Raw genomic sequence first — 11823 nt, 5'->3', positions numbered from 1 at the left:
CGCTCTCATGGAATTAGAAAAATAGCTAATTCTGTGAGAGCGCTTGTTTTTTGCTTCATAAATTTAGTTGTAAATAATGGCAAAGCCACCAGGACCTACGTGGGTCATAATGACAGGGCAGGTCAGGCGGACTAACACATTAATGTCTGGACGGGCTTCCTTAATGCGAGCGACCACAGCGTCAACGTCTTCGGTAGAGTCCACGTAGGAGAGGCCGACCTCCTTCACCGTCGGATCGTTAATGAGGGTTTCCGTAATTTCATCGCGGACCTTCCGCATCTTTTTAGCACCGCGACATTTAGCCACGATTTCGAGCTTACCATCGTTAAGAGCTAAGACGGGTTTGAGCTGAATGAGGGAGGAAATGAACCCAACGGCACGGCTAGCACGACCACCCTTAACCAGGTAATCAAAGCTGTTCACGAACACGTGTAAGCTAATTTCAGGAATCATGGCAATCACGCCATTTTCCACTTCTTCCGCCGATTTTCCAGCCTTTGCTAATTCAGCAGCTTTTAGGACTTCAAAACCAAGTCCCCGGTCGGTTGATTTACTATCAATCACCCGAATGTCACCGTTCACTTGTTGGGCAGCCGATTGGGCTGTTTCGACGGTTCCACTAAGGATGCGGGTGATGTGAATTGAAACGATACTCCCATCGGGATCGTCCTTTAAGATTTGTTCGTAAGTTTCTACGAATTGACCCATGGCTGGTTGGCTAGTTTTGGGGAATTCCGTTTCGTCATCATGGAGCATTTCTGAAAATTGTTGCCGGGTGATGTCCACGTTATCTTGGTAAGTTTTGCCTTCAAAGCTGACTTGCAACGGGATGACGTGTAAATCATTGTCTTTAATTTCTTCGGGGGTTAGTTGGGCGGTTGAATCCGTAACGATATGAATCATAAAGGGACTTCCTTTCGAGTTGCTATTGTTGGTTAAAATTAGGTTGGTTCGTAACTAAGTATCCATATTTTACCACGCTTTAAAGCCAGAACCGTTTCTTTTGAAACCCATGAATTTGTGCGAGAATAGAAGAAATGACTAATTATCTAGGAGGGATTGCGCATGACGAAAACGCCTCGTTCGGAAATTCGACTGACTTCAGTCTTAATCTATTCATTACTTCTTAATTCTGGAGCAGCCTTAATGTGGCCGTTGACCACCGTTTACATGCATAACACGCTCCACGAGTCCTTAACGGTCGCGGGAGTGGTGTTGTTTATCATGTCTTGTTTCATGGTATTGGGAAATTATCTCGGTGGCCGGCTCTTTGACCGGTGGTCGCCGTACAAAACTGCCATCATTAGCATCTCCATTGCTCTGGCGGCGGTCGTGGTACTAATCTTCTCCCACGGCTGGCCCATGTTTGCCATCATGTTGTTCGTATATGGACTAGGAGAAGGATCCAGTTTAACCATCCTTAACGCATATGCGGCCAAGGTGCGCAGTAAAAGTACCCGGCAGGTGTTTAACTCGGTGTACATCGGCGTGAACCTAGGGGTTGTAATTGGAACCGCCGCGGTCGGGTACTTGATGAAGTACGGCGTTGGAGTTGTCTTTGCGGTTGCTTCGTTTTTCTACGTCATTCTATTGATTATGACGATTCTTGAGTTTAACGTTAAGTTTCCTCCAGTGCAAGTCCATCCGCACCAACAACCGGATGCTCAGGTGGATATGGGACCCGCGCCCCAGCCGAATCCGCGGTTAATCTGGCTCATTTGTGGCATGGTCTTTTTTATTTATTTGAGTTACACCCTGTGGGAAAGTGTCATGCCAGTTCACATGCAGGACCTGCACATCTCCTTTGAACAGTACAGTTTTATTTGGCCGATTAACGGGTTGTTAATTGTGATTGGGCAACCACTGATCAATCGAATCGGGATGCGCTTTCGGATGGTACCCCAAATTGCGTTTGGAGTTACTCTATTTGCTTCGACCTTTTTCATGTTAATCTGGGCGCGTCAGTATCACTGGTTCATTATCATCATGATTATCCTAACGATTGGAGAAATGAACGGACTTCCCGCCATTCCCGCGTGGATTGACAGTTTAGCTGATCCGCGCTCTAAGGGTCAGTACCAGGGGATGTTCAACGTCTTCATGTCCTTTGGCCGAGCAGTCGGTCCCTTGTTTGGTGGTCTGATGGTCGAATGGCTGAACTATTCTGTTCTGTTTGCGTTGGCCGGCCTCTCGATTTTAATTGCGCTGGTGGTCGTGTTATTTTATAACCATACGACGACATCATCACGGAGGAAAGCATGAAGAAACAACAGGTGGCAACCGAAATAATTGTTAAAGATGCACACCAAAATAACTTAAAGCACGTTAATATTCAATTACCCAAACACGAAATCACCGTTTTTCTAGGGGAATCGGGATCTGGAAAATCCTCTTTAGTTTTTGATACGGTGGCGGCGCAGTCACGGCGGGAACTTAACGAAACTTTCCCTAGTTTTACCCAGCAGTATCTACCTAAGTACGGACAGCCAGAGGTCGGTGAGATTGAGAACCTGCCGGTAGCCATTGCGATTGAACAAAAACAACTGACAGGAAACGCCCGCTCTACTTTGGCAACCTATACCGGAATCTACTCGCTGCTTCGGTTGCTGTACTCACGGATTGGGGACCACTTTGTGGGGTATTCAGAAGTCTTTTCGTTTAACCTACCCCAGGGAATGTGTCCTAACTGTCAGGGACTCGGCTATGTGGATGACGTGGACGAAAGCAAGCTGATTGATCCGGAGAAATCGTTAAACGAAGGGGCCATTACCTTCGTCAGCTTCCGTCCGGGTAGTTGGCGGTGGCGCCGTTACGGGGATTCGGGGTTATTTGATAACGATAAACCGATTAAAGACTACACCCCCGCTGAATACGAGTTACTAATGCATGCGCCCAAGCAGCCGTTTCCGAACTCACCAGCGGCCTTTAAGAGTGCAGATTACGAAGGAGTGGTACCCCGGATCGTTCGCTCGATTCTGCACAGCTCGGAAGGAAAACATCATCAGGACGCCATTAACGAGGTCGTCACCCAGCGGGAATGTCCGGTCTGTCGGGGCGCCCGGTTAAACCAACAGGCGCTGAGTGTCACCATTAACGACGTGAACATTGCGAAAGCAACCAAAATGAACCTGGTCCAATTTCTGGAATTTTTACAGGGGATTAAAAACAACTTAGGTGACGAAATCATCCGGAGTTTAACCACCAAAATTAACCCGTTGATTGAGATTGGGCTCGGTTATCTGACCTTGGACCGAACCACCAGCACGCTCTCTGGGGGAGAAGTGCAGCGGATTAAGATTGCCAAACACCTCACGAACTCGCTGTCAGACCTGTTGTACGTATTTGATGAACCTAGCGTCGGATTACATCCGCACGACATTCAACTGATTAAAAAAGCTTTGCTGAAGCTGAAGGATAAGGGCAATACCATCTTTGTGGTCGACCACAATCCGGTCTTGTTTACGATTGCCGATCACGTTGTGGAAGTCGGGCCGCAAGCTGGAGCCGCCGGTGGGGAAATTACCTTTACAGGCACTTATCCGGAATTACGTGCCTCTAATACTCTAACCGGGGAATGGCTGCGGAAACCGCACCAACTGGCCACGCCCCACGAACCGCATGAGTTTGTGGCCTTAGACCACGTTCATCTGCACAACCTGCAGGACGTCAGTGTCAAAGTACCAATGGGAATCATGACCGTGCTGTCGGGAGTGGCGGGTTCGGGAAAGAGTTCGCTGGCCCTGGCCTTGAAGCGGAAGCTAAACGGTAACTACGTTGATTTAACCCAGCAAGCCGCCGGAATTAGCATTCGTTCGACGCCAGTGACGTATCTAAACCTATTGAACCCCATCCGACGCTTGTTTGGGAAAAACAACGGGGTTTCAACCCAGCTCTTTAGTTACAACGGGAAGGGTGCTTGCCCGCGGTGTAAGGGGAAGGGGATCACGATTACCGATATGGCATTTATGGACCCGGTCAAACAGGTCTGTGAGCTATGTGGTGGTAAGCGGTATAGTCAGGAAGCTTTACAATATCAATACCACGGCAAAGACATCGCAGCCGTGCTAGCGTTATCAGTGGATGAAGCGGTGGATTTCTTTGCCGCGGAACCCGACCTAGTAACGCCACTAAAACGGCTCCAAGAAGTGGGACTCGGCTATCTTGGTTTGGATCAATCTCTGACGACGGTTTCTGGAGGAGAACTGCAACGACTCCGGTTAGCCCAAACGCTCGGTGAAAAAGGGCAGACCTACTTTCTCGATGAACCGACGGCGGGCCTGCATCTCAAAGATACTGCCCAACTAGTCGAGCTGTTTCACCGCTTAGTCGCAGCTGGAAATAGCCTAATCCTGGTGGAACACAATTTAGACGTGATTAGCCAGGCCGATTGGCTGATTGACATTGGTCCGGGGGCCGGAATTTACGGCGGTCAGGTGCTTTATAGCGGGATTCCAGCCGGAGCCATGACGACGCCGACTTCGGTGACGGGGCAGGCACTGACGGAGTATTTAAAAACGGATTAAGCAAATAGACGATTTTAATTCACCACGGAGGAAAGCACATGAAACTTGAGCAACAGCGGATGCCCGCCGTTACAAACGACCGGTTTCGCCTACACTACCATCTGATGCCACCCCAGGGCTGGATGAACGACCCGAACGGCTTCGTCTACTTTCAGGGTTACTACCACTTGTTTTACCAGTACCATCCGTACGGAGTAGAATGGGGGCCGATGCACTGGGGGCACGCCCGTAGTCAGGACCTGTTGCACTGGGAAAACTTGCCACCGGCACTTGCTCCGGATAGTGAAGCCGACGAGTCCGGTTGTTTTTCGGGGAGTGCGATCGTTAAAGGTAACCGGTTGTTTCTCATTTATACGGGACATCACGTTCCGGATGAAAGCAAACCGGATGATTTTTGGCAAACCCAAAACGTGGCAGTCAGTGATGATGGGATTCATTTTTATAAATTAGCCACGAATCCGGTCATTGAAACGCCACCGGCTGATAACAGCCAGCATTTCCGGGATCCCAAGGTCTTTGAACGAGACGGGCAGTATTATCTAGTGTTGGGAAGTCAGCTTGCAGCTACGCAGACGGGACGGGCCCTTCTCTATCAATCCACTAATTTAGTCGATTGGGAATATCAAGGAGTGATCACCGCAGCTTCGACTGCTAGTGAAGCCGGCTTTATGTGGGAGTGTCCCGATTTCTTCCGGCTTAACGGTCAGGACGTATTGCTGTTGTCGCCACAAGGAATCGAGGCAACGGAGAAAGAAAATTTAAACATCTACCAGACCAGTTATTTAGCCGGCCAATTTGACTTTCAAACGCTCGATTATCAGCACGGTAACCTGCAGGAGCTAGATCATGGGCACGACTTTTATGCGGCCCAAACGATGTTAGCCCCAGACGGCCGCCGGATTGTAGTCGGCTGGATGGACATGTGGGAAACGGAGTTTCCCGAGCAAGCCGATGGCTGGGCCGGCGCGATGACGCTCCCACGGGAATTAACTTGGCGCGCCGGTCAACTATGCATGTTACCGGTTGCTGAAGTAACCCAGTTACGGACGCAGCAAGTGATTGACCAGAAGTGGCACGGCACGGAACGTAATTTGGCAGTTCCCGATGCGCAGCACCTCGAACTGCACTTGCATACCAAGTTAGCTAGCTGGCAGGGATCACAACTAACCCTGCAATTCCAAGCAGGCGACCAACAACTGCAAGTTACTTACCACAAATCACAGCATGAAATCATAGTTACCAGGGCGGGCCAGGATGCCCAACGGTTTGCTAAGGTGCAACCCCAAGCAGAATTAGATCTGCAAATCTGGACCGATACCAGTTCGGTGGAAATCTTTGTTAACCACGGCGAAGCGGTCTTTAGCGAACGCTTTTATCCACTTATTGCACCAGAAATAACGCTCGTAGCTGATGCACCAGTGACGGTGCAACTTACTGGGTATCAACTCCACTAAAAAAACGCCTTGAGCATCACGCTCAAGACGTTTTTTACATCCGAAAGGATTAGTTGACCAATCGTTGCTTGACCACTTCTGCGGGAATCGCTGTGTGGTGCTTCCGTTTGTCAGTGGTAAAGTAGACGTAATCGCCAATCCCGTAATCACCGGCTCGATCTGGACCAGTTACGGTGGCACGGCTCACTTTGTCATCGATCGCAATTACATTATTACCAATTACATTAGCAATAATCTGATTGCCATCGTTTTTAATCGCCACTTTCACCATGCCGACGCTCACACTTCGATAGACGGGTTCATCATTGCGCATAAACTCCTCATCCTTTCTGATTCAGTTTTCAAATATCCGACCAGGGAACCATTCCCTAGTAGCCTAATTATAGCATGAAATAAAAAAGCAGCCCAAGATGAATTGGGACTGCTTAAAGTGTTAGTTAAAATGGTTAGTGACAATTTGTTGGTAGTTGAGCCACAGAGCGGTATATGGCGAATTGCTGTCTGGTTGCCACGGTTTCGGTTTTCCGCAGAAGTGGATGATGCTGGTGTGTTTCATGACCCAATCTAGATTTTCCTGGCCACCACTGCGGGTGAGGTACATGATTGACTTGCGGGCGTCGAAGTTCCAGAGGTCTTCAGAGATTTCCCTAGTATCGTCACTGTAAAGGTAGTTCAAAATGTCTTGATCGGGCAAAATTAGGTAATCATGGTACTTTTCCACCGTCTCTATGATGTCTTTAATTTTAATTTTTTGCCGCATCTGATCGAGATCCATCAGCATGACGCCTGAGTTATAGTACCCGCCGTCGGTTCCTAAGCGGAGGTTGTTGATGGAACGCATGATGTCGGTTAATCCCTTGTGTACAGCTGCTGCAAACATTTTGCCGTCTAAGTTAGTTTCCCAGAGGGGCATGATGTCGTTGATTACCAGTAAATCAGGATCTAGGTATAAAACCTTGTGAAGGTCTTGGGGCAGTGAATCGGCACAGAGCAGGCGGAAGTACATTTCCTGCGGGTAATCATAGACGCTTAAAAAGGACTTGGGTAAGTTGACCCGTTCGTCCATTTTAATGACGTTTAAGTCTAAGTTTAAGCGACCAGCGTATTTTAACAAATTAGCATTGGTTTCTGCGCTAATGTCTGATTGTAACAACCAGACGCGAAAGGCGGCCTTCGGATTATTCAGCCGGAGTGAATAAAGCATTACTTTAAGCGGATCAATGTAGTTTTGGTTACTGGTAACCAAAATCTCAATGGGTTCTGTACTAGTCATAGCGGGACTCCTTTGATATTTAGATTACTTTAATTATATTAATTTATGGTGAGCTTGACCATCACTGGAGGGAGAAAAACATGTCAAAACAACAATACTGGATGTTATTCTGCGCTATCCTGCTGTTTATTGGGTTAATGGGATCCGCTACTAGATTTGATCTGCAGTTGAGTCAAACCATCACTAATTATCATAGTTATGGAGCCACCGTGGGCCAAACCATTGGCTCATTTCCATTGTACTTGGTGTTAATTCTAAGTGGGGAGGTTGCAATTGGAAGTGCATTGAGACAACCACGGCGCTGGCTGGCTTTACTGGAATTTGCAGTGGGACTGGCTTTGTCTGTTAGTCAACTGCAACATTTTGGGCGAGAAAGTAGTTCGTACTTTTTCAAGGCGCAACAAAATATGCAGCGGGGCGTAGCAGTAGGGACTCCCAGTCAGTTGCAGCCTCATGACTACGGTTGGTGGGTAGTCTTTATGGAGTTACTTTTGTACATCATCATTACAATCATTTGCCAATGGTGGCTACACCGTCAGTCTGATTTTCGCTTGCACCAGCTCTTAACTATTGCCATCTTTGCCAGTGGAACGGTATTTTTAGCACTGACGGTAAACGTTACTTTAAAAACAATCTGGGGCCGGTACCGACCCTATGAAGTACAAAAACATCTCCAAGATTTTACCAACTGGTATCACATCAACGGCCCTAACGGTCACTATTCCTTTCCCTCGGGGCACACGATGGCGGCGACGTTGTCCCTCGTCTTTTCTTGGTTTGGTCGCGGACGCTGGCACCTTTGGTTGTGGCGACTGGGTCTGCTGGATGCCATTTTGATTGTGTTAAGTCGGCTGATAATCGGAGCACACTTTTTATCTGACGTAACGTTTTCGTTTTTTATCACGGCGTTAATTATTTACATGATGCAGCTTCTGTTGCAAAAATATCTACGCAGTCAGGCTGACCCTGTTTTAAGGCTTTAGTTCAGCGTAGAATAAAGGTAATTAGAGAAAGGGAGTGGCTGCCATGACACCACCGCTTGGGATTGAAATATCGCCAGCGGCAACCCCGATTGCCAATCAACGTTTTATTGAAGCTAGTGGTCTGGGGACTACCATTCGTCCCGATTTTGTCGCGGTAACGTGTGGGACTGGGGGAAAGCTAGAATCTGGAACCCCGTATGACCTGATTCAACGAATGGAACGGTTGCAACTACAAGTAATCCCCCATCTCACCGGTTTGTATAAAACTCCCGCTGCGGTGAACCAGGAATTGCAGGAGTTAACGCGGCTAGGAGCTAAACAGGTACTGGCTTTACGTGGAGATGCAAATCCTCATCAGCGACCCACGGGCTATTTTCCGCACGCCACTAACCTAATTCACTACATCAAACAACACAGTAAATTGAAAATTGCTGCCGCAGCTTATCCAGAACGACACCCGGAATCAGATACCTGGGGAACAGAACTTTTTTATCTCCGGGCTAAGGTCCAGGCTGGCGCCACGGAGTTATTTACCCAGTTTTGTTTTGATACGCCAGCAATTGTCAGCTGGTTAGACCGCATTCATGCAGCCGATATTCAAGTTCCCGTGGTAGTAGGGGTGTTACCGCTGACTAGTCGAACGCGGATTCAACAAGCTGAAACCATGCTGGGGCATCCGTTACCAAACGAACTTCAAAATCGTTTGGCAACGGCCCGGACGGAAGTAGAACTACGAATGTTGGGGATTCAGGTGGCTCTGGAACAAATTCAGGCTTTACGCCAGCGTGGAGTAGGAATTCAGATTTATACGTTCAACGACGTGAAATTATTGCAAACTATTCTGCAAGTGGGTTACTAAAAAAGCGCTCCAAGGATTTATTCCTTGGAACGCTTTTTGTGTTTCTAAATAGTAACTATGGTGTATCTGTGGTATTGATAGTCCAATTTAAAGTTGCTCCGTAATCTTGGTGACCACTAGCAGGGGCATCAGGAGTTTTACGGACGTTGAGTTTCAAACCAAGTTTTTCGTTCCAATCAACGCTCTTTAAATCAGGAAGATCATCACCAGATGAATAAACTGGAATATTATCATTATTACCAGGAGTTAATGGATATTTAGTTCCCTTTCCGTCAAAGAATACTAACTGGAATGGAGAATTATCGGTACCAATGATATTGGCATTTTGAAGTTGACCCGCAACACTACGACTGTTATCACTAGCTTGTGATAAAGAAACTTTAAATTCCTTACGGTCGGAGGCCTTTCGGGTATCCTTCAGTGAGAATGCTTGATAACCAACCCGAGGATTAATCCAAGGAGTGGTTCGAACCGGTTTACCGGCGTCATCAAAGGTATAGGTATCCATTGGTAGTAGGTATGAATTGGGCTTAAGGAAGGAATGAGTACCATACTCAAAACTCTTTGGCTCAATTTGAACACTGCCGGCATTTAAGTTATAAATTTCCTTTTGTCCATAGTAATAAAGAGTGGTTGAATCCCCATTTGCCTGCCCACTTAGTTTTGGCGTACTTGCGAAAACCTTTCCCTTATTATTACCAAGGGTTACGTTGGCAGTGATGTTCTTAGTTGAGTAAGGATCCAACGTTGGTAATCCTTTGATAACAATCTTCTTGCTATTGGTGTAGGTTGATCCATCATCCTGAAGCACTTCATCATCACTCATGGTGAAGTGAAGTCCTGTGGAATTATCATTAGGATCATATGGAATGTCTTGACCTTCATACTGCAGGTGGAGATTGTTAGGATCATCATTCTTAATACTTGGAAGGTGGAAAGTATATTGACCGTTATCCAATGGTACTTGACTATAGTTATACAAAGGAATTCGGTAGTTAATGTTGTCGCTATCCTTAACGTTGTTTAAAGTATCAGACCAGTCAGTCATGTTTTGTGACGTATTTTGCATCTTGTTATTGATGTAAAATGATGGTCGCTGCGGTCTTTTACCATTCGGAATAACTTGAACCTCACTGGATTCTACTGGAGTTTTATCAGCAAAGTTTGATCCAGTAGCACTAACCGTATTGATTACGGCATTTTTACCTTTGTCTAACTTGTCAGAAACAAGGGCGGCTTTGAATCCATGAGACATTGGAGTTGGGCTTGTCGTTCCCTTCTTAATCGGAGGAATATCCTTAAAGAATAGATCAACATCACTACTTCCATCTAAAAGTTTTAGTTGAGATGGAAGTTCATCCCGAACGTGGACATCATACCAATGATTCCCGATGTCAGGATTCTTATCATTGAAGATACTGTCGTAGTAGTTATAGATATCGGCTCGATACAAGAAAACGTCCCCAACGTTGGCATCATAAATTTTGTTCCGAAAGACTGGATATTTATTACCGTCATCCCCAGTAAATTCAGCATTATAGGGAAGGGCATTCATCAATTCCTCAGAACTTAACGAATGATCATCGGGCATTAGAGCTCCCGAATCATTTTTAGAAACGACCTTACCACCATCGGCTTTACTAATACGTAATCCTTGTTGGCCTAATCTAGTTAAGTCGGCAGCTAGCTTACTTACTCCGGGGCTTCCGGGAACATCAGTTGCCGAAATGGCACTAATCAGTGATTTTTCACCGGTTGATCCGGTCATTCCCCAATAAGCTTTTTGGTCAGGACCAAACTTATCTTTAATGTTAACGGAAGGAGAAGTAACAGATAACTGCTTGAAGCCACCAGTATTCTGACTAGCGGTTGGATAACCAAAGGTAGCTGTTGCTGATCCAGTTCCATCACCCTTAGGCGTCCACGTGTAAATAACGGGTTCCCATCGAGCTCTGTATTTACCGGTCCCGCTTGATTTTCCGACCATGTTGGGAGCAGGAGTTGCCCCATAACCATCATTCTTACCGGGGTAAGGATAGAGGTACGTATCAGCATCTGAAGGTGGATTATTAAACCAGTTTTGATTACCGCTGTAATGATTAATTCCAGCATCCCATTCTGTATAAAGGGAATTATGAACGTTGATATGATCAGCATCTGGTATTGTAAAGGCAATATGTGATCCAATGTCATTGGCACTATTACCGGGAAGTTGGAACCCATCACTAAAGTCATTGTTTAGATAGGGGTCAAACTCTAATGATAAGGCATTATGAATGTAGTGCGATTTATCGGGATCATTATAGAAATCTTTAGCACTTTGTAATTTATCATCGTTGGTTCCACCCTGGTTAACCATTCCCCGAAGGTTACCATATGCCCCTAGTGATTCCCCGTTAGTTCCGACAGCAACAGATCCTTTTTTAGCGTCTACCTGATCTTCGTCATTTTGTAATGTGAAAGTCAGACCATCGGCAGCGTCACTAGGATTGGTAGAAGCCATATAGATGTAAAATTTCAAGGTAAATGGTCGCGATAAATCAACCTTATTTTTCCACCATAATCCTCGTAGTTGTCCTTGATTTTCATCGGTAACAACTTGAGCGTTGGGATAGTCAATGGCAGCTGGTGGATTCCCTTTGTACGTGAAGTTACTCATACTTGGTCCTGATTCCGGGGGAGCAGGGATATTAAGATCGTTACTGGCCTGAGTTGTTAACCCACCACTACC

Annotated in this window: 9 protein-coding genes; 5 read left to right on the top strand and 4 right to left on the bottom strand. The window is 46.5% G+C overall.

The features are described 5' to 3' along the window. Positions 1-63: 63 nt before the first annotated feature. Positions 64-903: a DegV family protein gene (locus M3M38_RS04035; protein WP_252813632.1), complete on the bottom strand. Its 840-nt coding sequence runs from the start codon at positions 901-903 to the stop codon at positions 64-66. Between the two features lie 162 nt (positions 904-1065). On the opposite strand from M3M38_RS04035, the gene M3M38_RS04030 reads away from it, so the two are divergent. Genes M3M38_RS04030 through M3M38_RS04020 form a run of 3 tightly spaced genes read left to right on the top strand, consistent with a single transcriptional unit; the run spans position 1066 to position 5977 of the window. Further along, on the top strand, positions 1066-2262 hold the full coding sequence (locus M3M38_RS04030) for an MDR family MFS transporter (RefSeq protein WP_252813631.1): 1197 nt from the start codon (positions 1066-1068) through the stop codon (positions 2260-2262). Continuing rightward, positions 2259-4523: an ATP-binding cassette domain-containing protein gene (locus tag M3M38_RS04025; protein WP_252813630.1), complete on the top strand. Its 2265-nt coding sequence runs from the start codon at positions 2259-2261 to the stop codon at positions 4521-4523. The genes M3M38_RS04030 and M3M38_RS04025 overlap by 4 nt, the downstream gene beginning before the upstream one ends. 38 nt (positions 4524-4561) lie before the next feature. Then, positions 4562-5977 carry a glycoside hydrolase family 32 protein gene (locus M3M38_RS04020; RefSeq protein WP_252813629.1) on the top strand — a complete coding sequence of 472 codons (1416 nt, stop codon included), beginning with the start codon at positions 4562-4564 and terminating at the stop codon, positions 5975-5977. Between the two features lie 49 nt (positions 5978-6026). Here the strand turns inward: M3M38_RS04020 and M3M38_RS04015 are convergent, their stop codons facing one another. Beyond that, positions 6027-6290 (bottom strand): lipocalin/fatty-acid binding family protein, encoded by a 264-nt coding sequence (locus M3M38_RS04015; RefSeq protein ID WP_252813628.1) that lies wholly within the window; start codon positions 6288-6290, stop codon positions 6027-6029. A 120-nt stretch (positions 6291-6410) separates the two neighbouring features. After that, complete coding sequence (locus tag M3M38_RS04010; RefSeq protein ID WP_252813627.1) at positions 6411-7250, bottom strand: glycosyltransferase family 8 protein; 840 nt, start codon at positions 7248-7250, stop codon at positions 6411-6413. A gap of 80 nt (positions 7251-7330) precedes the next feature. Between M3M38_RS04010 and M3M38_RS04005 the strand changes: the two genes are divergently transcribed. Both M3M38_RS04005 and M3M38_RS04000 read left to right on the top strand, forming a co-directional pair. Continuing rightward, on the top strand, positions 7331-8233 hold the full coding sequence (locus M3M38_RS04005) for a phosphatase PAP2 family protein (protein ID WP_252813626.1): 903 nt from the start codon (positions 7331-7333) through the stop codon (positions 8231-8233). A gap of 43 nt (positions 8234-8276) precedes the next feature. Next, positions 8277-9092, top strand: coding sequence for a methylenetetrahydrofolate reductase (locus M3M38_RS04000; protein ID WP_252813625.1), 816 nt, complete (start codon positions 8277-8279; stop codon positions 9090-9092). A gap of 55 nt (positions 9093-9147) precedes the next feature. Here M3M38_RS04000 and M3M38_RS03995 read toward each other — a convergent pair whose 3' ends face one another. Beyond that, complete coding sequence (locus M3M38_RS03995; protein ID WP_252813624.1) at positions 9148-11751, bottom strand: lectin-like domain-containing protein; 2604 nt, start codon at positions 11749-11751, stop codon at positions 9148-9150. Between the last annotated feature and the right edge of the window lie 72 nt (positions 11752-11823).

The sequence above is a fragment of the Fructilactobacillus cliffordii genome, assembly GCF_024029355.1.
GTDB classification, from domain to species: domain Bacteria; phylum Bacillota; class Bacilli; order Lactobacillales; family Lactobacillaceae; genus Fructilactobacillus; species Fructilactobacillus cliffordii.
Note: the sequence above shows the minus strand (reverse complement) of the source record. Positions and strands in the feature narration are given on the sequence as shown.